Source organism: Thauera humireducens (assembly GCF_001051995.2).
In the GTDB taxonomy this organism is placed as follows: domain Bacteria; phylum Pseudomonadota; class Gammaproteobacteria; order Burkholderiales; family Rhodocyclaceae; genus Thauera; species Thauera humireducens.
The window spans coordinates 339,301-363,152 of sequence record NZ_CP014646.1 but is presented as its reverse complement, the minus strand read 5'-3'; the positions used below and the strand labels follow the sequence as shown (position 1 = coordinate 363,152).

Genomic DNA, 23,852 nt, shown 5'->3' with positions numbered 1-23,852 from the left:
CCGGGTTATGAGGCTAAAAAAATTGCACGGCGTCCAGCGCAATCGTTTGTGGTTTCTCTGGGCTTAAAAGACCTCAAGCTTGATTTCATAGCGCTTTTGGCACACCGATCTGTGACGTCGAAGACCACTCGCGTGGACCACAACAGCCTAGGTGTCACAGTCCTCCTCCAAAAACTAGCCGAGCATCCGTCCCTTTGAGGCGGCCGTGGTCCACTCGCGAAGCCAGACGGACAACTCACTTCGGGATACTGGTCGATTTGTGGCGTACGATGACCATGCCGAGTTGATACAGTCCGGGTGGAAGAGATCCGACCAGGAAACTCGGCGGACGAGCTTCGATCGTCCCACAGTCCGCGAGAGCGGAACTCTATGCTAACCATCTGATGCTTCGCTGCGCAGGGCCATCTAGGATGAATGATACTCAAAACACAGTTTCAAGCTCTCACGTTACGCCGATTGGCGGCAACGTCTTTCTGGATCTCGGGTTCCCACCCCGCGAAGCCGAGCGCTTGCTCTCCGACTCCCAGATGAGGATTGAGGCAGCGCTCACGGAAACACCTGTAGACATGAAGCAAGGGACGCGCATCGATGAGGATCAGATACGACGAGCAAGATGACATCCTGTGCATCGGCTTCTCGGAGGAACCGATCGTGAGGGATGTTTCACTCGGGTGGAACGTGAACATCGGCTTTACAGCAAACGGAATCGCCGAGATCACGATCCTGGATGCCCGAACCGCAGGTCACTGGCCGATAGAGATCGAACCGAGCCCACAGTGACCGAGAACATACGCCGCTGCCAGACAGGCGGCGTCACGGTCGACTTCGACGGCGCCGATCACGGCGGTGCTCCGTTAGACGAGCGTTGGTCGTGGGGTCCTAGTTAAGCCCGCTTAACTAGTGCGGAACACTAGTTAAGTTTACGCGGATTTCTTTAATTAGCAGGACACTGGTCACTCTGGCTCCAACATCTCCACGTCGGGGAAGATGCCCTTGCTGAACGGGGAGTGGGGTGCGGGTGCGCTCGACATTCTGGCGCGCAGAGCCCGATCCGCCCACGCGGCTACCAGCTTGCTCGAGAGCGCCATCAGGAATTCATACAAGCGGGGTAACGCGGTAAGCGCCGTGTTGAAGCACGTTTGCCTCATCAGCGCGGCAGTGGCTGCGCCCTATCTGTACCAAGGCTATCCGCCCAAGCCTGCAGCAAACGGTGCCCCGATAGGCATCGCAGCCGGCAAAGGCGGAGCGACTGTGACGACCGCTTGCGCTTCTACCCGGCCTCCGTGGGCTTTTGAGTTCTTCTTGCTGCCAGGGAAGAAGCTGGCGTAGTCGAAGGTGCCAGCGGCAAGATCCGTTTCAAGACGCTGTACGAGTCGCATGAGCTTCTTGCGGTTCGCGGGAGTGTCTTCCAGCCGCGTGTATTCACGACAACGCTTCCCTTCATAGCGAAAATCGATGAAGAGCGTTCCTGTGCTCGCGAGAGTCCGAATGCTAGCCATGACACACGCCCCCGTTCGACATCGGAATCACGAACGTGTTGAGTGAGGACTTCGCCATGTCCTCCTCGATCCTCTCCCAGACGTATAGGATCTTCCTTCCTCCAAACGGACGGATGTAGTGCACTCCTTCAAGCAGAACGCTGTCCTTGAGGCGCTCACGAATTGTTCGCTGGTCGTACTTGATGCGATCGGATAGTTCTTCAGTTGTCAGATAGGTCGCAGCCATTTCTTGCTCCTTTGCTATTTATCTATTTGTCTAGCACCTAGACAGTTTCAATCTATCGCAGAAGAGCAACGGGTCAACCCGCTATTTTCTAGACAGCTACAATCTCGCCGTACCCACTGGAGTCTGTGCACATGGATCGGCAACAAATCAATGTTCGGCTTACAGAAGAACTAGCCACCAAAATCGATCATCGACGAGTCTCGCTTCAAGCCGTACTAGGGAGGATCCCGAGTCGGTCCGAGGTCTTGCGCCTCGCGTTGGAGGCCTACTTGGGAACGGACACCGACGGGGCCAAGGGCAGACACGAGCAAAGATCAAACGGTGACCTCGCCAGAAAAGCAAAAAAATGACGGGGCCACGGGTGGGCCAACATGGGCCAAAGGTGGGCCAACATCATTCTGGTGGCCCAAGCGCAAAAAAGCCAACCACCGTTAAGTGATTGGCTTTAATGACTTTTTTTGGTTGCGGGGGCAGGATTTGAACCTGCGACCTTCGGGTTATGAGCCCGACGAGCTGCCAGACTGCTCCACCCCGCGTCGGAGAAACAGAACTATAAGTGATGACGAGAAACAATGCAAGCTTTTCTTCGATCTTTTTCGTTCAGCTGCCGTGGCAGTGTCCTCACCCTCTCCCAGCCGGACTAAAAAGGGGGAAGAACCGGGTCCGGCAGCCGCCGGGAAAGGCATCAGCGCTGTTCCCAACGCTGGAAAAACTCTTCCATGTGCTTCACGCAAAGCTTGATCTTCGCGGAGGAACTGAGCCGCTCGGGATAGACGGCCCAGATGTTTGCTTCCTGCGTGTAGTCGGGGAGGATGTTAACCAGCAGCCCCGAATCGAGATGCGTACGAGCATCCCAGATCGAGCGCAGCATGATGCCATGGCCTGCAAGCGCCCATGCAACTGCGATCTCGCCGTTGTTGGTGACCAGCGAGCCGCGTACCTTGACGTTGTAGTTCCGGCCTCGACGCGTCAGCTTCCATAGCCCGACGGGGTGGTCTCGTTCCTTGATGATCAGGCAGTTGTGCTGCGCAAGCTCGTTGAGATCCGTCGGTGTTCCGCAGCGCTCGAGGTAGGACGGCGCGGCGCAAAGGATGCGGTGGTTACGTGCAAGGCGCTTCGCGATGTAGTGCGGCGAGATGACGTCGCCGATGCGCACATCGAGGTCGATCTTGTTCTGCGCGAGGTCGAGCAGATGATCGAGCACATCGAGCCGAACCTCGATCTCGGGATACTTGTGCGAGAACTCCGCCAGGCTCTCGCCAACGACCCGGCGTCCGAAGCCGAAACTCGTCGACACCCGCAGGACGCCGCGCGGTTCGTTTCGCTTCACCCCCAGTTCCTCGTGGAGTTCGCTCACCTTGTCGAGGATCGAACGACCGAGCTCATAGACGTGCTCGCCTTGCTCCGTGAGCGAAACCTGACGCGTAGAGCGATGGAAGAGCTTGCACTCGAGCTGCGCCTCAAGCACCTGAATACGCTTTGAAATGAAGGCAGGCGACACGCCAAGCCTTTGGGCGGCCTGCGAAAAGTTGAGTGTCCGGACGACCTCCGAGAACACCTGCAGGTCTTCGATCGAGAATCGATTGTTCACGCTTTGTAAAAACTAAGTTTATTTATGGACCGTTGCCCCGGGTGTGATGCGATCGTACGATGAATTGACACAAATAGTTCATCCAAACGATTACGGGGGTCACCGTTGGACACAAGCTACCTGCCCTTGGCCGAGCATGCGCGCCGGCTGCGCCATCGCGAGCAGACAGCGGTCGAACTCGTCGAACACTGCACGCGGAACTTCCTGCGTACCGAAGATCGCCTGAACGCTTACAAGACCTGGGATGGTGACCGTGCCCGCAAGCTCGCCGAGGCAAGCGATGCCCTGTTTGCCCAGGGCGTGGATCTCGGCCCGCTGATGGGGATCCCGGTTTCGGTGAAGGACCTCTACGGCGTGCCCGGCCTGCCGGTATTCGCCGGCAGCGCCGAGCAGTTGCCTGAGGCATGGCAGGCCGCTGGGCCGGTGATCTCCAGCCTGCAAAGGCAGTTGGGCATCGTCGTCGGCAAGACGCATACGGTCGAGTTCGCGTTCGGGGGCATCGGCGTCAACGCCCACTGGGGCACGCCGTTCAACCCCTGGTCCGCGGCCGAACATCGCGCCCCCGGCGGCTCGAGCTCGGGCGCAGGTGTGTCCCTGGTCCAGGGAAGCGCCCTGCTCGCGCTGGGCACGGATACGGCCGGGTCCGTGCGCGTGCCTGCGTCAATGACCGGACAGGTCGGACTGAAGACAACCTACGGCCGCTGGTCGCTCGATGGCATCGTGCCCTTGTCGTCCTCGCTGGATACGCCGGGCCTGCTTGCACGTACGGTCGAGGACCTTGCCTTCGCCTTCTCGGCCATCGACGACAGGGGCCTGAGGGTGGCGAGCCCGGGTACGCCCCGTCCGCTCGACGGTCTGCGCATCGGGGTGCCTGACAACTTCTTCTGGCACGACATCGATTCCAGCATCGGTGCGCTCGTCGAGTCGACGATCGAACGCCTGGCGCAAGCAGGTGCGCGGATTGTCCGGCTCCAGTTGTCGCATTGCGATGAAGCGTACGAGATCTTCCGGCAAGGCGGTCTGGCCGCGCCCGAACTGGCCGCGTACCTGAACGAACATTTCCCTCACAAGATCGACCGGCTCGATCCCGTGGTGCGCGCCCGGGTCCAGGGGGCCGACGGCATCTCCTCGGTCGAGTACCTGCGCCGCAAGGCCGTGCTCAAACGCTGCGCTGCGGGCGCCACACGCATCTATGACGAGGTGGATGTCCTGCTCTCCCCGACCGTTCCGATCAGTCCGCCGCGCCTGACCGACATCGCCGAGGTCTCGGCCTACGGCCCCGCGAACATGATGGCCTTGCGCAATACGGTCATCAGCAACCTCTTCGGCTGGTGCGCGCTGACCCTGCCCGTGGGCCTGGACGCCAGCCGCATGCCGGTTGGACTTCAGCTGATGGGACCGCCAATGGCCGAAGAGCGCCTGATCGGCATCGCACTGAACATCGAGTCCCTGATCGGCAGGGGTTTCGACGTACTCGGCCGCGCCCCCGCGCTGGCCTGATTTTTCCTGCGTTTCAACCAACCCTCGCAGAGGGAGGAGATTCATATGACACCCAAGAAGAGCTGGAAGAAGATCGCTGTCGCGTCCGTGATGGCTGCCCTGTTCTCTGGCGCAGTGCAGGCCGCCGAGTTCAAGTTCACCTTCGCTCACGTGCTGGTCGAGAGCACGCCCAACGCAAAGGCCGCGGTGAAGTTCAAGGAAGAGGTCGAGAAGAACTCCAACGGTCGCATCGAGATCAACATCCGTCCGGCCGCCCAGCTCGGCGGCGACGTGGAGATCATCGAACAGACCCAGATGGGCCTGGTTCACATCGCGATTCCGCCGACCGGCAACCTCGCCAACTTCGAGCCGAAGATGTACCTCTTCGACCTGCCCTTCCTGATGCCCGACAACGACGCGATGAAGCGCGTCCTCGACGGCGAAGTGGGTCGCGAACTGCTGGACACGCTCGACAAGAGCAACCTCTACGGCGTGAACTTCTGGGGCGCGGGCTTCCGCCACATGACGAACAACGTCCGTCCAATCACGCAGCCGGATGACCTCAAGAACATCAAGATGCGGACCCTGCAGGCGCCTGCAATCCTCGCCACCTATCGTGCCTACGGCGCCAACCCGACGGCGATGGCCTTCACCGAGGTGTACAACGGCCTGCAGCAGGGTGTCGTCGAGGGTCAGGAGAACCCGTTCGCGAACATCTATTCGATGCGCTTCCACGAGGTCCAGAAGCATCTGACGCTGACCCGTCACGCCTATCACACCTATGCAGCGGTGATGAACAAGGCCGCCTGGAACTCGCTACCCGATGATCTGAAGAAGGTCGTGCGCGACGCCTTCGATGTGGGCCGCGACTATGCACGCCAGATCACCGACGCGGAGGACGCGCGCATCATCGCCGAGATCAAGGACAAGATCGACATTCGTGAGCTGACGCCTGAAGGCCGCGCCGCCTTTGTCGAGAAGTCCAAGCCGATCTACAAGGAGTTCGAGGCGCGCGTCACGCCCGCGCTGCTCCAGAAGGCCATGAAGGCGGCAGCCGGCAGCTAATCGCAGCTCTGATCGGGGACGGCAATGATTCACGCGCTCAACAAAATCGTCGACTGGGTCGAGAACATCATGGTGGTCATCCTGATGCTCGTGGCCACGGTCGTTGCCATCGTGCAGGTCGTGGCACGTTACGTATTCAACAATTCCCTTTACTGGTCCGAAGAGCTCATCCTGTACTCGCTGATCACGATGAGCTTCCTCGCCGCCAGCATGGGAGTCCGGTACGCAGCGCACATCTCGGTGGAAATGTTGTACGCCTTTGCCGGTCCCCGACTGACCCGCGTTCTCAAGTACGTGGCGACCCTCCTCGGCTTCGCCTTTGCCGCCACGCTGGTCTATTACGGCGGACGACTCTTCATCAATACGTCCAACATGGGCCAGCTCTCGCCAGCGATGCAGGTCCCCGTGGCGTACATCTACCTGACGATTCCGGTGGCCGGCGCCTTCATGCTGGTTCGCTATCTCCTGATCTTCCAGACCCTGGTGGCCGGCAAGGACTACAAGCCCCTCGCGACCACCATGAGCGCGACCTGAGGAAAGGCACGCAATGATCTCCGCTCTGGTCCCCATCTTCTTCAGCCTGCTGCTTTTCGGCCTGCCGATCTTCGCAGCGCTCGCACTCGCGGTCACGGCCGCGCTGCACTTCTTCGGCGGTGTCGATCCGCTGGTCGTGCCGATGCGGATGTTCTCGGGGATGAACAACTTCTCCCTGATGTCGATTCCGTTCTTCATCCTCGCGGCCGAACTGATGCGTATCGGCGGGCTGTCCGACCGGCTCATCGAACTGGCAAAGGCGCTCATCGGCTGGCTGCCCGGTGGTCTGGCGGCTGCGACCGTGCTCGCTTGCCTGTTCTTCGGCTCGATCTCCGGCTCGAGTCCTGCGACCGTCATCGCGATCGGCACCATCATGTATCCGGCCATGGTGGCAGCGGGCTACAACAAGTACTTCTCCATCGGCCTGATCGCGACGGCGGGCACGCTCGGGCCGATCGTTCCGCCCAGCATCGCGCTCATCATCTATGGGTCGGTGACCGGCACGTCGGTTGGCAAGCTCTTTGCCGGCGGTCTCCTGCCCGCATTGGTCATCGGCGGCTTACTCATCGCGTACACCACCTTCTACGCCATCCGGCACAAGTACCCGCGTGACCCTTTCCCGTCACTGGGACAGATCGGCCTCGCGTTCAAGCGCTCCGCGTGGGGCCTCGGCTTGCCGGTCATCCTGCTCGGCGGAATCTACAGCGGCGTCTTCACGCCCACCGAGTCGGCGGCAACGGCATGCCTGTACGGCTGGTTCGTCGGCGCGGTGGTGTATCGCAACATCAGCTTCCGCGCACTCCTCGAGACCCTGCGAAACACGGGACTGCTGTCGGGCACCCTGTTGCTGATCACGGCGGGCGCCTCCGCATTCTCGTGGATCCTCGCCAGCACGGGCACGCCGACCCAGATCGCCTCGGAGGTCCTGTCGAGCACGGACTCCCCGATCCTGATCATGCTGCTCTTCAACGTGATCATGCTGATCGCCGGCTGCTTCCTCGATAGCGCCTCGGCAATCATCATCCTCGCGCCGTTGATGCAGCCCATCGCCGCCCAGGTCGGCGTCGATGCGGTCCACTTCGGCATCATCACGCTGGTGAACCTGTCGGTGGGCATGCTGACGCCGCCGGTGGGGCTGAACCTCTTCGTTGCGATGGGGGTGGCGAAAATGACCCTTTACGAGATCTTCCGCGCGGCGCTGCCCACGATCTGCCTCATGTTGGTGGCCCTGCTGCTGATCACCTACGTTCCCGCAATCAGCATGCTGCTGCCCAACGCGCTCTATTGATCCCCATGAAACGCATCTTCCTGCTTTCCACTGGGGGCACGATCGCGAGCGCGCCCGGCCAGGACGGCCGCGACGTGTCCGGGGCGCTGCCGGGCGAGGCGCTGGTTCAGGCGCTGGCACTGGGCGAAGAGGTCCGGCTCGAAGTCGAGTCGGTACTCCAGAAGCCAAGCAATGCCATCGACGCTACCGACTGGGTGACGATTGCCCGGCGGTGCGAGGCTCTGATTGCCGGCGGTCTGGCCGACGGGATCGTGATCACGCACGGCACGGACACACTCGAGGACACGGCCTATTTTCTCGAGTGCGTGCTGGACACCGCGAAGGTGCCAGTCGTCGTCACCGGGTCGCAGCGCGTGCCACATGCCTTGGGCAGTGACGCACATGCCAATCTGAAACGCGCGATAGACGCTGCCGCATCGGTGCATTCGGTCGGCATGGGTGTGATGGTGGCGTTCAACGAGTCGCTCTACAGCGCCAGTTTCGTACGCAAGGTGAGCAGCTTCCGCCTCGACGGCTTCGATGCGCCGGGACTGGGCTGCCTGGGCTTCATCGACAACGGCGAGGTCCAGATCCTGCAGCGGCCGATGCGCCAGCAACGCCTGATGCTGCGCGCGCCCCTGCCGCGGGTCGACATCCTGCCCGTGTATGCAGGGGCCTCGGCCGCGTTCCTCGAGGCCGTGCTCGAGAGCGGACCGGCCGGCCTCGTCATCGACGGCGTCGGGCGCGGACATGTGCCGCCCTGCTGGATGCCGGCACTGCGTTCGGCAATGGACCGGGGTCTTTCCACCCTCGTCTGCAGTTCCACCCTTCATGGCGCGACCCACCAGAGCTACCAATTTCCCGGCTCCCTGCACGAGCTGGAAGAGGCCGGTGCCGTCGGCGTGCGTCACCTGACGGCACGCAAGGCACGCATCCGCCTGGCCCTGCTTCTGGCCAACGGGGCAAATACCCCGCAGGCAATCCGAACCGCCTTCGACTGGCAGCAAGACCGCTGCTGAAGCCTTTCACGAGGAAAATCATGTCTGCATCGAGAATCGCCGTTATCCCGGGTGACGGAATCGGCAAGGAAGTCATGCCCGAAGCCCTGCGCGCGCTCACCGCGCTCAGTGAGCGCCATGGCCTGTCGCTTGAGTACGAACACTTTGACTGGGCCTGCGCCGAGTACTACCGCGAACATGGCGACATGCTGCCGCCGGACTGGTTCGAGCGCCTGAAGGGCTTCGATGCGATCCTCTTTGGCGCGGTGGGCTGGCCCGAGGTCGTGCCCGACCACATCTCGCTGTGGGGATCGCTGCTGAAGTTCCGCCGTGAATTCGACCAGTACATCAACCTGCGCCCCGTCCGGCTGATGCCCGGCGTACCCTGCCCGCTCGCCGGCAAGAAGCCGGGCGACATCGATTTCCTCGTCGTGCGTGAGAACACCGAAGGGGAATACACCAATCTCGGCGGCAGGATCTTCGGTGGCACCGAGCGCGAAATCGTGCTCCAGGAGGCCGTGTTCTCGCGCCACGGCGTCGACCGCGTACTCGACTACGCCTTCAAGCTCGCGGCCCGACGCGAGCGCAAGCACCTGACCTCGGCTACCAAGTCGAACGGTATCGCAATCAGCATGCCGTACTGGGACGAACGTCTCGAAGTGGCTGCCGCCGGCTTCCCCGAGGTCCGCTGGGACAAGTATCACATCGACATTCTCACGGCTCGCTTCGTCCTCTCGCCCGAGCGCTTCGACGTCGTGGTCGCTTCCAACCTCTTCGGCGACATCCTCTCCGACCTCGGCCCGGCCTGCGCCGGCACCATCGGCATCGCTCCATCGGCGAACCTGAACCCCGAGCGCCGCTTCCCCTCGCTGTTCGAGCCCGTGCATGGCTCCGCGCCCGACATCTACGGCCGCAACATCGCGAACCCCGTAGGCATGATCTGGTCGGCTGCACTGATGCTCGAATTCCTCGGTGAGCGCCAGCCCGCATGCCTTGCGGCCGCGCAGGAGCTTGTCAGCGCCATCGAGCACGTGCTCGAGCACGGCCCGCGCACACCGGACCTCGGCGGCTCGGCGGACACGACGGAGATGGGCAAAGCCGTCACCGCCGCACTGAATCGGATCTGAGGCGTATCGCGATGCGTGCGGCAAACACCCGTCCTTCGCTCAGCGAAGAAGCAAGACAGGCCATGGCCCAGGTGGACGGCAGCCGGCTCATCGGCATGCAGCGCACGCTGGCAAGCTTCGGCGGCCGCGAGGATGGCGGCGTTGCGCGCGAAGCCCTGACCGCCACCGAGCGCGAGGCCAGGCGCTGGCTCATCCAGCAAGTATCAGGTCCCCGGTACAGCTGGCACGTCGATGCGGCGGCAAACCTTTTCCTGCGCCGCGCCGGTACCGATGACAGCCTGCCGCCCGTGATGACGGGCAGCCACATCGACACCCAACCGGTCGGCGGCTGGCTTGACGGAGCCTACGGAGTCATCGCGGGGCTCGAAGCCTTGCTCGCACTCGACTCGGCGGGTATCGACACACGGCATCCGATCGAGCTGGCGATCTGGACCAACGAAGAGGGCTCCCGCTTCAGTCCAGGGGCGATGGGCTCGAGTGCCTTCGCAGAACCCGCGTCCCTCGCAGCCTTTCTGGGCAGCACCGATGCCAGCGGAGTGCGCTTCGAGACGGAGCGCGATGCCACCGTGGCGGCGACACCCGAAGCCTTGAACGTGCCGCTTGGCCGTCCGGTCCGGGCCTACCTGGAAGCGCACATCGAACAGGGGCCCATCCTGGAGGTGTCTGGCTGCAAACTGGGGATCGTCACCGGGATCCAGGGCGTGCGTTGGTTCGAGATCACCGTGTGCGGCAGCAGCGCGCATGCGGGCACAACCCCGCTCGACGATCGCCGCGACGCCCTGATGACCGCGGCAAGGATGGTCGCCCGCATCGGCGATAGGGCTGCCTCCCTCGAAGACCCAGCCCTCCGCGTCACCGTGGGCCGCTTCGACACAGCCCCGGGCGCCATCAACACGGTTGCTGACCGCGTCACGTTCACGATCGATCTGCGACACCCGGAAGAAGCGCGCCTCGCTGCATTCGAACACCACATCCGCGAGATCGTGGCCCAAGGCACCGGCAGGTGTACCGCTGAAGTCCGTCGCCTCATGCAGCGGACTCCGACCGTTTTTGCTGACGAAGTCGTTTCGATCGTCGAGGCCGCCGTCGCGACCTCTGGCGAACCCTCCTACCGGCTGGTATCGGGTGCGTTCCATGATGCGATGCATCTGGCAGATGTGTGCCCGACGGGGATGCTGTTCGTTCCCAGCCACAGGGGGATCAGTCATAACGCGGCCGAAAACACCGACGAGACGGATCTGATCGCAGGCGCACGCATTCTCGCGGCCGTCCTGACCGAGCTCGCCTGCTAGAACGACGGAAACGCCGAGCGCGCCGGCGACTTAATCCAGTGCATCGCTCGCGTACCCGGACCGCCCGGACCTGCTTACAGGATTAATACACGGTGCCAGAAAGCAAGAACGCCAACCCCGAAGGGTTGGCGTTCTTGCTTGACTCTTTGGTGCCGGCAATAGGAATCGAACCCACGACCTTCTGATTACAAATCAGCTGCTCTACCAACTGAGCTATGCCGGCAGCGGAGCGCGATTATAGCGCAAGCGCGAATCGAAGGCTGCACGATGCTCTTGCATCAATGACTGTATGGATTTACAGTTACCGACATCAAACACACGACGTCGGAGACAATCATGACCGAAACGCTGCTTACCCGCCTGCTGCTTGCCTTCGGCCTGCTTGCCGGCCTGATGCTGGGGACCGGCAACCTGGCGGCGGGCGTTGCCCTGAGCGTGATTGCTGGCGCCGCGACCTGGCTGGTTCGCTCGCAGAACCTGGTGCAGCGCCGCTGTTAGCGCTGGCGCAGTTCAGCGCCCGAACTTGCTCACGAGTTGCTGCAACTTCTCGGTACGGCGCTTCTCGGCGGCCTCGGCTTCCCGTTTCTCCTTCTGCAACTTGGCGACCGCAGCGAACCGCTCCTTCAAAGTCGTTGCCGCGTGCGTACGCTGCTCTTCCGTGACCTCTCCGGCAGGTTGCCCATCGAGATCGAAGCGCTGTTGCGAACGCTCCACCGCCTTGAGATAGCGGGTCGACGCGGTGTGCATGCGCAGCGCTGCACGCAGGCTCTTGCGATCGATCTCGGGCAGACGCTCGGCAATGCTGGCGTCGATCTTCAACGCCAGCGGCTTGCAGTCGCGGAAGGCTGCAAATTCCTTCTGCAGGCGCTGCAGCAGGGCACGCGGCTCGATGCGCTGTTTTGGCGCGGCCGGCGCGACAGATGAATCGGACTCGGGCGCAGCAGCCGTGCTGCCGTCGTTTTCGGTAATCATGGGTGACAAGAACTCTTACAGGCGGGACGCGGTCGATTTCATCCCAAGGTGATCAAGGCCGGTATTCTACCCGCCCCCGCCTCTCCGAAACCATGACAGGACTTCAGGATGCAAGCCGAACAGACCCGAGCCATCGTCGCCATCTGCCTGATGGCGGCTTTCGCCGACCAGCATAAGGACGATCGCGAGCGCGAGCATATCCGGCGTATTGCCGAATCGCTGAGCGCCAACAGCGGCGTGGACCTGATGCAGGTCTATCAAGATGTGCTGCTCGGCCGCTTCAGTCTCGACGCGGCTGCGGCGGCCCTGGACTCAGCGGAGCTGCGCCATCTCGCGTTCGAGTTCGCGGTGGGCGTGTGCGATGCGGACGGCGTCCACGATGCCCGCGAGACGGCGTTCCTCGACCGCCTGCGGACCGCGCTCGGCCTGGCTCGCGCCGAAGCCGACGCATTCACTGCACAGGCTGACCAGCTGGCCGAACTGCCCCTCGACGTCGCCCCGGCAGCCTCATCGGCCACCCCGCCTGCAGCGACGGCTGCAGGGTCCGGCCCGCGCCACTCGACGATGAGCGACGCCGAACTCGACCGGACGATCCTCAACGCCTCCATCCTCAACGGCGCGCTGGAACTCCTGCCTCAATCGCTGGCTTCGATGGCGATCATCCCGCTGCAGACGCGGCTGGTGTACCGGATCGGCAAGTCCTACGGGTACGAGCTCGACCGCGGTCACATCAAGGATTTCCTCGCCACGGTCGGCGTGGGCCTGACCTCGCAATACGTCGAGCAATTTGGCCGCAAGCTGGTCGGTGGACTGCTCGGCAAGATGCTGGGCAAGGCCGGTCGCACGATCGGCAGCGTTGCCACGGGCTCGGCCTTCTCGTTCGCGAGCACCTACGCGCTCGGTCACGTCGCCCGCCGCTACTACGCGGGCGGACGCTCGTTGAGCGGCGATGCGCTCAAGACCTCGTTCAGCGGGCTGGTCGGCGAGGCGCGCGAACTGCAGCAGCGCTACGCGCCTCAGATCGAGGAACGCGCCCGCACGCTCGACGTCGGCAAGCTGATGAACGAGTTGCGCGTCTGAGGATTGAATGATGCGGAGCCGTTCCCGGCATAGCCGCGGACGGGTCCGCTTGTTCGTCTCGCGGCCCCCTGGAGGGCACCGCAGATGCAAGCTCCGCCGCTCACTGACATCACGTCTGTTCCTTCGCGGGTGCGGGCTATCGATATAATCGGCGCATACACCTGCGAGCACCGGTTTCCCATTCATGAGCGTCCTCAGCAACCCCTCCGAAGTCGCACGCGAAGCCCTTCGTCAGCTCGCCCTGCGTCGGGTGGCACCGACGCCGGACAACTACCGCAAGCTTTATCACGAGATCGCCGGCACCCGCAGCGAGGACGAAGGGGCGTCGGAATCCTTCCTGCGCTCGCTGGGTCTGCGCCTGCCGCGGGATTCGGCCGAACGCCAACGCATCGGCCGCGAGTTCGACCAGGCACTGGCGGCCGGCAAGCTCAAGGCTGCGGAGGAAGCGCTAGGGCGCTACCTGGACGGGCTGAAGACCCTCGAACCGCCGGCCTGGAACGAGCTGATCGCCAACCTGCTGCGGGCCTGGGAGGCTCGGCAGCCGGGGTGGACCACCGCGCGCAAACGCGAATCGCTCGACCGGGTGCTGAACGCAGCCGATCCCGCCACCCTGCACGCACGCCTGCAAGGACTGCTGCGGGGCTGGAACCAGGGCGGAGCTGAGGAAGGCGGCGAATCCCCGGGCGGCGAGAGTCGTGCAGAGGCGACGGGCGGCGCAGCCCTGCCGGCACAGCCCGCCAGGCCGGCGGGAACGAGTACGCAGATCCTGCGACTGGTCGGTAACGAGCACGCCGCCACCCTGCTGAAGCTGCTGCAGGCCACCTTGCAGGACGTGGTGCCGGCCTTCCTCGGTGATCACCCCGAGCTCGCCGACGAAGCCACGCAGATTGCGCAGGAGGTCGGCGCGACCGACGACACCGCCCGCCTCGACCGCATCGGCGCGCGACTGCGCCAGCTGGCGCACCGGCTCGAGATGACCGCAGCGGACGATGCCGAGATCCGCAGCGGACTGCTGGAACTGCTGCGCCTGCTGCTGCGGAACATCGACGACCTGGTGCTGGACGACAAGTGGCTCGCCGGCCAGATCGAGATGCTGCGCGAGATCATCGATGCGCCACCCAACCCGCGCAACATCGACGATGCTGGTCGCCGCCTCAAGGATCTGATCTACAAGCAGAGTCAGCTCAAGCACAACCTGGTCGAAACCCAGCGGCACCTGCGCCAGATGCTCGCCGGCTTCGTCGACCAGCTTGCCCGCTTCTCCGAAAGCACCGGCGCCTATCACGACCGCATTGGCTCCTGCGCCCAGCGCATCGCGGAGGTCAACGACATTTCGGCCATCGGCCCCCTGCTCGACGAGGTGATGCAGGAAACCCGCAGCATGCAGGATGAAGCGCAACGCTCGCGCGACGAACTGATCGCCACCCGCGAGCAGGCCCGCCTCGCCGAGGAGCGCATCGCCAAGCTGCAGGAAGAACTCGACGAGGCCAGCCGGCAGATGCGGCACGACCAGCTGACCGGCACCCTCAACCGGCGCGGCCTCGAAGAGGTGTTCGAGAAGGAAGCGGCCCGCGCCCAGCGTCGCGGCAGCACGCTATCGATCGGCCTGCTCGACATCGACCATTTCAAGAAGCTCAACGACACGCTCGGCCATCACACGGGTGACGCCGCGCTCGTGCATCTTGCCAACGTCGTGCGCAAGCACCTGCGGCCGCAGGACGTGCTGGCGCGCTTCGGCGGCGAAGAGTTCCTGATCCTGCTGCCCGAGACCGAGACCGACGACGCCTACCGGGCGCTGATCCGCCTGCAGCGCGAACTCACGCGCGAGTTCTTCATGGCCGACCAGCAGAAGATCGTGATCACCTTCAGCGCCGGCGTCACGCCCTTGGGCACAGGCGAATCGTTCGAGGCTGCGATGAAGCGCGCCGATGCGGCGATGTACCAGGCCAAGCAGGCGGGGCGTAACCGGGTGATGCAGGCACCGCTCAAGCAGGCGGCCGTGTAAGCCAGTCGCGCGCCCAGTGCAGCGCGGCGTCCAGATGCCTGCGCGCGGACGCCGACAACGGATCACCCAGTGCCCAGCGTTCGCCACGCATGCCCAGCAGCCAGGCGGGCGGCGGCTCGCCCTGCAGGTCGCGATACACCTGCAGCACGGCCTGCGGCGTCATCGCGTGCGTGGTGATGCTGTCGTCGCGCCGGGCGCGCAGCGGCGCGACGCCGAACGGCTCGGGCGCGCCGAAGGACGCATCGACGAACAGCACGCGGCTGCGCCCCTCGAGATCCAGCGCATGCTCCACCTGCAGCTGGAAGTCCGTCAGGCATTCGACGCCGGGCAGGCCCATCGCCTCCACCGCATCGACGAACAGCGGCCCCAGTGCATCGTCCCCGCGCGCCGGATTGCCCCAACCGAAGACCAGAATCGGCGCCCGGCTCATCCAGCACCGCCCATCGCCGCGACGTGGCGCGCACCCCAAGCCCGCGCAATCACGATTTGTACTTGCGGTCGAGCATCCGCCCCCCGGCATCGAGCAGCGTGACCTCCAGCGGCATCTTGCCCAGCGCGTGCGTGGCGCACGACAGGCAGGGATCGTAGGCGCGGATCGCCACCTCGATGTGGTTGAGCAGGCCCTCGGTGATCTCCTTGCCGTCGAGATACTGCTTCGCCACCTCGCGCACCGCACTGTTCATCGCCTGGTTGTTGTTGGTCGTCGACACGATCAGGTTGGCCATCGTCACCAGGTCATCGTCCCCCACCTGGTAGTGGTGGAACAGTGTGCCGCGCGGCGCCTCGATGACGCCGACGCCCTCGTGGCGGCGCTCGCCGGCCACGACGAGGTCCGAGCCCGCGAGGGCATCGTCATGCAGCAGTTCCTTGATCGTCTCCGCGGCAAACAGCATCTCGATCATGCGCGCCCAGTGATAGCCGAGCGTGGCATGCATCGGCTTGCCGCCGGCGTAGGCGACGAATTCGCGGCGCTCGTGCTCGGCGAACGGCGTCGGGATGCTGTCGCAGTTCTGCACGCGGGCGAGCGGGCCGACCCTGTACCAGCCCTGCTCCGGCCCCATCGAGGTGAAGTACGGAAACTTCATGTAGCTCCAGGGCTTCACCTCCTCGGTGATCAGCGTGTCGTAGGTCTGGTAGTCGACGTGGTCGAAGAGGATGTTCCCGGCGGCGTCCTTGGCACGCAGCACGCCGTGGTAAAGGTCGAGACTGCCATCGGGTGCGACCATGCCCATGAAGTTGGACGGGAAGGTGCCGAAGCGGTCGTACAGCGCCGGGTTCTGCTCGTGCAGTTCCTTGATGATCTTCACCGCGTCGCGGCTCCACGCGATCATCTGGTAGACGTCCTTCAGCAGCTCGGCGCGCTCCGCAGCGGTCAACGACTTGTTCACCCCGCCCGGCACCGAGCCGGTGCCATGCACCCGCTTGCCGGCAGTGTGGCGGATCACCTCCTGGCCGTACTTGCGCAACAGGATGCCCCGCCTTGCGATGTCGGGATACTTCTCGGCGACGCCGACGATGTTGCGCCGGGAGACTTCCGAGTCGAAACCGAACAGCAGGTCGGGCGAGGACAGGTGGAAGAAGTGGAGCGCGTGCGACTGGAGGATCTGGCCGTAGTGCATCAGACGGCGCATCTTCTCGGCAGTGGGCGTCAGGCGGTCGGCGCCGACGATCACGTCGAGCGCCTTGCTCGCCGCCAGGTGGTGCGACACCGGGCAGATGCCGCACAGGCGCTGCACCATCACCGGCACCTCCCAGTACGGCCGGCCCTGGATGAAACGCTCGAAGCCGCGGAACTCGACGATGTGCAGGCGCACCTGATGCACCTTGTTGTGCTCGTCGAGCAGGATCGTGACCTTGCCGTGGCCCTCCACGCGGGACACGGGGTCGATGGCGACGCGGCGCAGGTTCTCGCCGGCAACGGCGGCGGTTTCGAGTTCGAAGCTCATGGCAGTCTCGCGGGCATTCGGTTCGATCAGTCGTATTGCAACAGGCCGTGGCCGAGCGTGGGCGCCCTGCCCTTGATGAGCTGGGTCAGGAAGGCCCAGATCGCATCACCCGAGGGCGGGCAGCCGGGCAGGAAGTAGTCGATCCTGACCACCTCGTGCACCGCGTGGACCTGGTTCAGCGGCAGCGGCAGCTCGGGGTCGTTGGGGATCTGGCTGCCCTCGGCCAGGCCATGGCCGGTGCGATAGACCTGTTGCAGGATGTCGGCCAGCTCCAGGTGGTTACGCTGCGCCGGCAGGCCGCCATTGACCGCACAGGCGCCCAGCGCTATCAGCACCTTGCAGTTGGCGCGAAACTCGCGCAGCACATGCACGTTCTCGGCATTGCACACGCCGCCTTCGATCAGGCCGATGTCGCAGGGACCGCAGTGCTTGATGTCGGTGATCGGCGAGCGGTCGAACTCAACCCGTTCCAGCAGCGGCAGGATGCGCTCGTCGATGTCGAGGAAGGACATGTGGCAGCCGAAGCAACCGGCCAGCGACACGGTGGCAACCTTCAGCTTGCGCGGCGTCATGCCTGCGTCCAGGGTTTCGCTGCTCATCACCCGGCCTCCTGCTCGCCATCGGCAAGCTTCTCCACCACCCTCTGGCTGATCGGCCTGGCGTCATAGTCGCGCTGCCCGATCGGCACCGCGAAGCCCACCCGCTTCCTCAGGATCACGCCCACCGGGCACACTTCGGCCGCGCGGTCCGTGGCGGCGAAATCGGTGTCGGCCAGCCGCCCGCTCTCGCTGTTGACGATGAGATGCGACTTCGCCCCGCGGCCCGACAGCGCGAACACGTTCTTGCCATCCACCTCGCGGCTGGCGCGCACGCACAGCTCGCACATGATGCAGCGATTGAAATCGAGCAGCACGTCGGGGTGCGAGGCATCGACCGCGCGGTCGGGATAGAAGTGATCGAAGTGCGGACTCAGCATGCCCACCTCGTAGGCGCTGGCCTGCAGCACACAGCTGCCGCTCTTCTCGCACGAGGGGCAGAAGTGATTGCCCTCGACGAACAGCAGCTGCAGCAGCGTGCGGCGCTTGGCGGTGAGTTCCTCGGTCCCGTTCTCCACGTCCTGCCCCGCTGCGGCGCGGGTCGTACAGGCGGTGGCGAAACCACCGCCGATCTTCACGGTGCACAGCTTGCACGAGCCATGCGCGGCGAAATCCGGATGCCAGCACAGGTGCGGGATGTACTTGCCCGCGGCGCTGGCCGCCTGCATCACCGTCTGGCCGGGGGTGAAGGGGACTTCCTCGCCGTCGAGCAGGAAACTGCTGGTCATGGCTTGGCCTCGCTCGGATGTCCGCCGGCATGCGCACTGCGGTTGTCGGTGAGGTGCGCGCCCGCGTCGTCGCGACCGGTCATGCGCCGCGCCTGCGACAGGGCGGCATCGAGATCGAATCCGGGTTCGTAGTCGGGCGAATGCAGGCGGCGGTCGAAGGCCGGGCGGAACTTGGCGAGGATGTCGCGCAACGCGATCGTCGCCGTGTTGCCCAGACCGCAATGGCTGGCGCCCTGCATCAGGTGGTGCATCCTCTCCATCTCGTCGAGGTCGTAGGGCGAGCTGCGATCGAGGGCGAGCTTGTCCATCAGCCGCGCATTGACCGCGGTGCCGACCCGGCACGGCGTGCAGAAGCCGCAGCTCTCGTGCGCGAAGAAGTGCGCGAAGTTGCGCGCGGCCTCGAACATATCGCGCGACTGGTCGAACACCATGATCGAGCCGCCGGTGGGCACGTCCTCGAAGGCGATGCGGCGGCCGAACTCGCTGACGGCCAGACACGAACCCGCGGCGCCGGCGGTGGTCACGGCCTGGGTGTCGGTGGCGCCGGCTGCCTCCAGCACCTCGGCCACGCTGACGCCGAAGGGGAATTCGTAGATGCCGGGCCGCGCCACATCACCCGACACCGACAGCAGCTTGGTGCCGGTCGAGGCCGGGGTGCCGATGGCGCGGAACCATTCGCCGCCCCTCACCGCAATCAGCGCTGCCAGCGCCAGCGTCTCGACGTTATTGACGGTGGTCGGCTGCCCCAGATAGCCGTGGGTCACCGGGAACGGCGGGCGGATGCGCGGCTTGCCCGGCTTGCCCTCGAGCGACTCGATCAGCGCCGATTCCTCGCCGCAGATGTAGGCGCCGGCGCCAAGGTGGATCTCGATGTCGAAGGTGAAGCCGCGGCCGAGGATATCGCGCCCGAGCAGCCCCGCCTCGCGCCGCTGTGCCAGCCGGGTCTCGAGCCGGTCGAGCAGGTAGCGGTATTCGCCGCGCAGGTAGATGAAGCCCTTGCTCGCGCCGATGGCGAAGCCGGCGATGCACATGCCGTCGACCACCATGTCGAAGTCGCTGCTGAGCAGCACGCGGTCCTTGAAGGTGCCGGGCTCACCCTCGTCGGCGTTGCAGATCACGTAGTGTGCGTCGCCCCAGGCGTCGCGGCACGAACGCCACTTGATGTCGCTGCCGAAGCCCGCGCCACCGCGCCCGCGCAGGGCGGAGCGCTCGATCTCGCCCAGCAGCCCCGTAGGACCGCGATCCAGCGCGGCCGCCAGCGCTTCCCCCGGCGCCAGGCCGTGGTCGAGCAGCACGTCGCGGCGACGGATGTTGTCCTCGACGTGGAACCACTCCGGCGGCCAGTCGCCCACCGGCACGCGGCGGCGGATCAGGTGTGCCATCTCGTCGATGCGCGCCGGTGTGAGCCGGGTGATCGCGCGGTAGTTGGCAAGCAGCGCCGGCCCCTGGTCGCACATGCCGGTGCAGGACGTGGTGTCCACGCTGACCAGGCCGTCCTCGGCGACGCGCCCGGGCTCGAGCCACAGCTTCTCGCACAGGGCCTGCATCAACGCCTGGTTGCCCAGCATGCGGTCGGTGATGTTGTCCGAGAACAGGATGCGGTACTCACCCAGCGGACGGATGTGGAAGAAGCTGTAGAAGTTCGCGGTGCTCTCGACCTGCACACGCGGAATCTGCAGCCGGTGTGCGATGCAGGTCAGCGTCTCCGGCGCCAGCCAGCCCAACGCGTCCTGCGTCTCGCGCAGGATCTGCACCAGGCGGTGCGCCTCATACGCATGCCGCTCCAGGATCGACTCGATGTTCGTGACGGCCACGCCTTCCTCCTGCCTCGAAGGGGTCCACATGCATCGTGCGAGGTCTGCCCGACCATTCTGCACCAGCACCAGACCGGGCGTACCGGCGACGGACGACAATCCGCCTCGATCGTGACGCGGATCAAGACCTCTGCTTCTGCGTCCGCCGCCGGCACAGCCGCCCTCTTCAGGGCGGCGGAGATCCTCAGGCGAGCCCTTCGGCCTTGAGTGCGGCCTGCACCGCCGGGCGGGCGGCAACGCGCGCCTGGAAGGCAGTCAGGTTGGACCAGCGCGACAGGTCGATTTTGACGAAGGGCATCCAGCTCAGCACGGTGAACAGGTAAGCGTCGGCCACGCTGAAATCGTCGCCCAGCAGATACGCCTTGCCGGCCAGTTCGCCGTTCGTGTAATCGAGCCGGCGTTCGAGATTGGCCATCGCCGCCGCCTTCCAGGTGTCACCCGAAGCGGGGTTGAAGAAGGGGGAGCACGATCGATGCAGTTCGGTGCCGATGAAGGTCAGCCACGACTGCAGGCGGTAGCGCTCGACCGTGCCGTTCGGCGGCGCGAGCCTCTTCTCCGGCACGCGGTCCGCAAGGTACTGCACGATCGCCGGCCCTTCGGTCAGCAGTTCGCCGCCGTCGAGCAGCAGCGCCGGCACATAGCCCTTGGGGTTGATCCGCGTGAAGTCGGCGCCGCCGGCCGTCACCTTGGTCTTCAGATCGACCGCTTCGGTCTCGTACGGCAGGCCGCACTCTTCGAGCACGATGTGGGGTGACAGCGAGCAGGCGCCGGGCTTGTAGTAGAGCTTCATGAGGCGAATCTCCGTGTTGTAGGGGAAAGCGCAGTATGCCGCAGCCGCGAGAACTGCGGCCACGCCTCAGGTTGCTGAAGCGTGACCAGGTGACGGGAGCACCGGGAGGCACGCCCGACCAGACTTGCAGGTCTTCGGCGTGCATCCCACCCGTTTATTGCAACTTTGTTGCCTTAGATGCCGCCTCATTCTAGAATGCGGCGATGTCCTGCGCCGCACCCGCAGCCCGACCCCGCGCCGGGCTGCGTGCTTTCATCCTGTCGCTTCCGCACCCCCGCCGACTCGCCCGCCGCATCGGCGACGGACACGTGCTTGCCGGCAGGGCGCTGCTGCTCGTCCTGGCGCTCACGCTGCTCGCCGTGCAGATCGAGGTGCACGCACATGCGCTGTCCCATCTGGCAGAGCCAGACCGGGCCGCCACGAGCACCACGACGAACGGCGCATCGCCGGGCGAGGAAGACGGTCGTCACGCCGGCGCCGTCTGCCTGGAATGCCTGGCGCTCGCCGCGCTCGATCTACCTCCAGCCGCGCCGGCGTCCTTCACCTGCGACGACGACGGCGCCACGCTCCCGGCCATCGCCCTCCCGCCGGACCCGTCGTCCTCCAGTCCGCGGCGGCCACGCTGCCGCGCGCCGCCGTCATCGGTCCTTCGCCCCATCCCCTGCTGAAACCGTCGGGTCAGTGACCCGGCCTGCATGACGCCTCTCCGTCCGGTGCGCTAGCCAGGACGAAGGGCGGCCTTTGCCTTGCGCAAACAGAACACGAAGGAAGAACACCGATGTCCAGGCTTCAAACCGTACCCACCCCGCTCATGCTGAGCCTCGCCCTCGCTTTCGGGTCCGCCGTCGCGTACGCGGACGACACCGCGCTTGCCCCGGTCACGGTCTCTGCCAGCGCGCTCGCACTCGGCAGCGATCAGATGAGCACCCCGGTCAGCGTGCTCGCCGGCGACGAAGTCGTGCGCCGTCGTGCCGCCACGCTCGGCGAGACGCTGGCTGGTGAACCCGGCATCGCCGCCAGCCACTTCGGCGCCGGCGCCAGCCGGCCCATCATCCGTGGCATGGACGGGCCGCGCGTTAAGCTGCTGTCGGACGGCAGCGAGATCATGGACGCGTCCACGATCAGCCCCGACCACGCCGTGGCGCTCGAACCGATGCTTAGCGAACAGATCGAGGTGTTGCGCGGCCCGTCCGCGCTGGCCTATGGCGGCGGCGCACTCGGCGGCGTCGTGAACGTGCTCGACAAGCGCGTCCCCACCGCCGTGCCCGAACGCGGGGTCGAAGGCAGCGTGGAACTGCGTGCCGACAGTGTCGCAAACGGCGTCGCCGGCGCGTTCGAAGTCACGGCGGGCAGCGGCAACCTCGCCTTCCATGCCGAAGGGCTCAAGCGCGACGCGCGCGACTACCGTGTCGGCAGCGGCTGGGACCACAGCCGGGTCGACGGCAGCTACAACCAGACCGAGACCGGCAGCCTAGGCATGTCCTGGGTGGGCGCGCGCGGCTATCTCGGCCTCGCCTATACCCGTCAGCAGAACGAATACGGGCTACCCGGGCACAGCCATGAATACGAAGCCTGCCACCCGCACGGCAACCATCTCCACTGCGGCCACCACGGCGCGGAAGACGAGCACGATCACGACCATGAACACGACGAACACGGCGGCACCCCTTACGTGAAGCTCGACAGCGAACGCTGGGACCTGCGCGGCGAACTGCTGGAGCCCTTCGCCGGCTTCACCCGCGCCCGCCTGCGCGCGTCCTACACCGACTACGGCCACGACGAGATCGAGCGGGCCGAGGGGATCGACAGCGTCGGCACCCGTTTCCGCAGCAAGGCCAGCGATGCCCGCGTCGAACTCGAACATGCGCCGCTCGGCGGCTGGCGCGGCGTGCTGGGCCTGCAGACGGGCCGCCGCGACTTCCGCGCCGACGGCGACGAAGCCTACGTGCCCCCCACCGTGACGACCCGGCACGCGGCCTTCCTGACCGAGGAATACACACTGTCCGACTGGCGTTTCGAAGCCGGCCTGCGTCACGAATGGCAGGACATCGACGTTGACAGCAGCACCCAGCGCGACCGCAGCCACCGCGGCAACTCGGTTTCGCTCGGCGCGGTGTGGAACTTCGCCCCGCAGTACAGCCTGGGCATGACGCTGTCGCGCACCCAGCGCCTGCCGACGGCAGAGGAGCTCTACGCACGCGGCCTGCACATGGCGACCAGCACCTGGGAACGCGGCAACCCCAAGCTGAAGGCGGAGACGGCCAACAACGTCGACCTGACGCTGCGCAAGCTCGCCGGACCGACCACCTTCTCCGTCAGCGTGTTCCACAACCGCATCGACGACTACATCCACGCCCGCACGCTCGACGCCCATGAGGACTTCCAGCTCATCGAGTACGCCCAGCGCGACGCCCGCTTCACCGGCATCGAGGGCGCCATCCGCCAGCAGCTCGACGCCACCTTCGGCCTGACGCTCTTCGGCGACTACGTTCGCGCCAGGCTCGAGGCGGGCGACGGCGACCGCAACCTGCCGCGCATCCCGGCGCATCGTGTCGGCCTGCGGCTGGATGCCAAGTGGAATGCCTGGCGTGCCGAGGCCGAGGTCTATCGCGTCGGTCGCCAGGACGACGTCGCCGAGTTCGAGCGCGAAACGCCGGGCTACAACATGGTCAATGTCGGCCTGAGCTACAGCGGCCGCTACAACACGACGCCCTGGCAGATTTACGTCAAGGGCAACAACCTCGGCAACCAGCTGGCCTACGCGCACACCTCGTTCATCAAGAACGCCGCGCCGCTCGAGGGCCGCAACCTTGCGGTCGGCGTGAGGCTCGAATTCTGAGCTG

Annotated in this window: 23 protein-coding genes and 2 tRNA genes; 13 read left to right on the top strand and 12 right to left on the bottom strand. The window is 65.0% G+C overall.

Annotated elements, in window-relative coordinates; translation table 11 throughout:
• The first annotated feature begins 588 nt into the window (after window positions 1–588).
• The gene (locus tag AC731_RS01715; protein ID WP_004254673.1) at window positions 589–780 is read left to right on the top strand and encodes a DUF2283 domain-containing protein; all 192 of its coding nucleotides are present in this window, start codon (window positions 589–591) and stop codon (window positions 778–780) included.
• A 404-nt stretch (window positions 781–1,184) separates the two neighbouring features.
• Here the strand turns inward: AC731_RS01715 and AC731_RS19380 are convergent, their stop codons facing one another.
• The 4 genes from AC731_RS19380 to AC731_RS01700 form a co-directional block, all read right to left on the bottom strand.
• Complete coding sequence (locus tag AC731_RS19380) at window positions 1,185–1,499, bottom strand: Arm DNA-binding domain-containing protein (protein WP_082794224.1); 315 nt, start codon at window positions 1,497–1,499, stop codon at window positions 1,185–1,187.
• Complete coding sequence (locus tag AC731_RS01710; protein WP_048708876.1) at window positions 1,492–1,725, bottom strand: hypothetical protein; 234 nt, start codon at window positions 1,723–1,725, stop codon at window positions 1,492–1,494. Before AC731_RS01710 ends, AC731_RS19380 begins: the two co-directional genes overlap by 8 nt.
• A 459-nt stretch (window positions 1,726–2,184) precedes the next feature.
• A tRNA-Met gene (locus AC731_RS01705) sits at window positions 2,185–2,261 on the bottom strand.
• A 149-nt stretch (window positions 2,262–2,410) separates the two neighbouring features.
• Complete coding sequence (locus tag AC731_RS01700; RefSeq protein WP_004252812.1) at window positions 2,411–3,283, bottom strand: LysR substrate-binding domain-containing protein; 873 nt, start codon at window positions 3,281–3,283, stop codon at window positions 2,411–2,413.
• A gap of 138 nt (window positions 3,284–3,421) precedes the next feature.
• Here AC731_RS01700 and AC731_RS01695 point away from each other — a divergent pair, with 138 nt between their 5' ends.
• From AC731_RS01695 to AC731_RS01665, 7 genes are all read left to right on the top strand, one after another.
• Window positions 3,422–4,816 (top strand): amidase, encoded by a 1,395-nt coding sequence (locus AC731_RS01695; RefSeq protein ID WP_048708874.1) that lies wholly within the window; start codon window positions 3,422–3,424, stop codon window positions 4,814–4,816.
• A 45-nt stretch (window positions 4,817–4,861) separates the two neighbouring features.
• The gene (locus tag AC731_RS01690; RefSeq protein ID WP_048708873.1) at window positions 4,862–5,860 is read left to right on the top strand and encodes a TRAP transporter substrate-binding protein; all 999 of its coding nucleotides are present in this window, start codon (window positions 4,862–4,864) and stop codon (window positions 5,858–5,860) included.
• 24 nt (window positions 5,861–5,884) lie between these two features.
• Window positions 5,885–6,394 carry a TRAP transporter small permease gene (locus AC731_RS01685; RefSeq protein ID WP_004252807.1) on the top strand — a complete coding sequence of 170 codons (510 nt, stop codon included), beginning with the start codon at window positions 5,885–5,887 and terminating at the stop codon, window positions 6,392–6,394.
• A gap of 13 nt (window positions 6,395–6,407) precedes the next feature.
• Window positions 6,408–7,682 carry a TRAP transporter large permease gene (locus AC731_RS01680; protein ID WP_004252805.1) on the top strand — a complete coding sequence of 425 codons (1,275 nt, stop codon included), beginning with the start codon at window positions 6,408–6,410 and terminating at the stop codon, window positions 7,680–7,682.
• Window positions 7,683–7,687: 5 nt separating this feature from the next.
• Window positions 7,688–8,680, top strand: coding sequence for an asparaginase (locus tag AC731_RS01675; protein ID WP_048708871.1), 993 nt, complete (start codon window positions 7,688–7,690; stop codon window positions 8,678–8,680).
• A gap of 20 nt (window positions 8,681–8,700) precedes the next feature.
• The gene (locus AC731_RS01670) at window positions 8,701–9,786 is read left to right on the top strand and encodes a tartrate dehydrogenase (RefSeq protein WP_048708870.1); all 1,086 of its coding nucleotides are present in this window, start codon (window positions 8,701–8,703) and stop codon (window positions 9,784–9,786) included.
• Between the two features lie 62 nt (window positions 9,787–9,848).
• A complete protein-coding gene (locus AC731_RS01665) occupies window positions 9,849–11,078 on the top strand; it encodes a M20 family metallo-hydrolase (RefSeq protein WP_205626619.1) in 1,230 nt (409 codons plus the stop codon).
• A gap of 147 nt (window positions 11,079–11,225) precedes the next feature.
• On the opposite strand, the gene AC731_RS01660 is transcribed toward AC731_RS01665, so the two are convergent.
• Window positions 11,226–11,301 (bottom strand) — tRNA-Thr (locus AC731_RS01660).
• 113 nt (window positions 11,302–11,414) lie between these two features.
• Here AC731_RS01660 and AC731_RS19740 point away from each other — a divergent pair.
• Entirely contained in the window at window positions 11,415–11,576 is a 162-nt protein-coding gene (locus tag AC731_RS19740; protein WP_156480629.1) for a hypothetical protein, read from the top strand.
• 12 nt (window positions 11,577–11,588) lie between these two features.
• Here the strand turns inward: AC731_RS19740 and AC731_RS01655 are convergent, their stop codons facing one another.
• Window positions 11,589–12,050: a ProQ/FINO family protein gene (locus tag AC731_RS01655; protein WP_048708867.1), complete on the bottom strand. Its 462-nt coding sequence runs from the start codon at window positions 12,048–12,050 to the stop codon at window positions 11,589–11,591.
• A gap of 108 nt (window positions 12,051–12,158) precedes the next feature.
• Between AC731_RS01655 and AC731_RS01650 the strand changes: the two genes are divergently transcribed.
• Window positions 12,159–13,130, top strand: a complete 972-nt coding sequence (locus AC731_RS01650; protein WP_048708865.1) for a YcjF family protein — start codon at window positions 12,159–12,161, stop codon at window positions 13,128–13,130.
• Between the two features lie 184 nt (window positions 13,131–13,314).
• On the top strand, window positions 13,315–15,135 hold the full coding sequence (locus tag AC731_RS01645) for a GGDEF domain-containing protein (RefSeq protein ID WP_048708864.1): 1,821 nt from the start codon (window positions 13,315–13,317) through the stop codon (window positions 15,133–15,135).
• On the opposite strand, the gene AC731_RS01640 is transcribed toward AC731_RS01645, so the two are convergent.
• The 6 genes from AC731_RS01640 to gstA form a co-directional block, all read right to left on the bottom strand.
• On the bottom strand, window positions 15,116–15,565 hold the full coding sequence (locus AC731_RS01640) for a hydrogenase maturation protease (RefSeq protein ID WP_048708863.1): 450 nt from the start codon (window positions 15,563–15,565) through the stop codon (window positions 15,116–15,118). The two genes, AC731_RS01645 and AC731_RS01640, sit on opposite strands and share 20 nt — an antisense overlap.
• Window positions 15,566–15,614: 49 nt before the next feature.
• Complete coding sequence (locus AC731_RS01635; RefSeq protein WP_048708862.1) at window positions 15,615–17,081, bottom strand: Ni/Fe hydrogenase subunit alpha; 1,467 nt, start codon at window positions 17,079–17,081, stop codon at window positions 15,615–15,617.
• A gap of 26 nt (window positions 17,082–17,107) precedes the next feature.
• On the bottom strand, window positions 17,108–17,680 hold the full coding sequence (locus AC731_RS01630) for an NADH-quinone oxidoreductase subunit B family protein (protein WP_205626618.1): 573 nt from the start codon (window positions 17,678–17,680) through the stop codon (window positions 17,108–17,110).
• The gene (locus AC731_RS01625) at window positions 17,680–18,405 is read right to left on the bottom strand and encodes a 2Fe-2S iron-sulfur cluster-binding protein (RefSeq protein WP_048708861.1); all 726 of its coding nucleotides are present in this window, start codon (window positions 18,403–18,405) and stop codon (window positions 17,680–17,682) included. The genes AC731_RS01630 and AC731_RS01625 overlap by 1 nt, the downstream gene beginning before the upstream one ends.
• Complete coding sequence (locus tag AC731_RS01620; protein WP_048708859.1) at window positions 18,402–20,249, bottom strand: NAD(P)H-dependent oxidoreductase subunit E; 1,848 nt, start codon at window positions 20,247–20,249, stop codon at window positions 18,402–18,404. Before AC731_RS01620 ends, AC731_RS01625 begins: the two co-directional genes overlap by 4 nt.
• A 154-nt stretch (window positions 20,250–20,403) precedes the next feature.
• A complete protein-coding gene (gene gstA, locus AC731_RS01615) occupies window positions 20,404–21,009 on the bottom strand; it encodes a glutathione transferase GstA (protein WP_004252758.1) in 606 nt (201 codons plus the stop codon).
• 203 nt (window positions 21,010–21,212) lie between these two features.
• On the opposite strand from gstA, the gene AC731_RS01610 reads away from it, so the two are divergent.
• On the top strand, window positions 21,213–21,677 hold the full coding sequence (locus AC731_RS01610) for a hypothetical protein (protein ID WP_048708857.1): 465 nt from the start codon (window positions 21,213–21,215) through the stop codon (window positions 21,675–21,677).
• Window positions 21,678–21,787: 110 nt separating this feature from the next.
• A complete protein-coding gene (locus AC731_RS01605) occupies window positions 21,788–23,848 on the top strand; it encodes a TonB-dependent receptor domain-containing protein (protein ID WP_048708855.1) in 2,061 nt (686 codons plus the stop codon).
• Window positions 23,849–23,852: the final 4 nt, after the last annotated feature.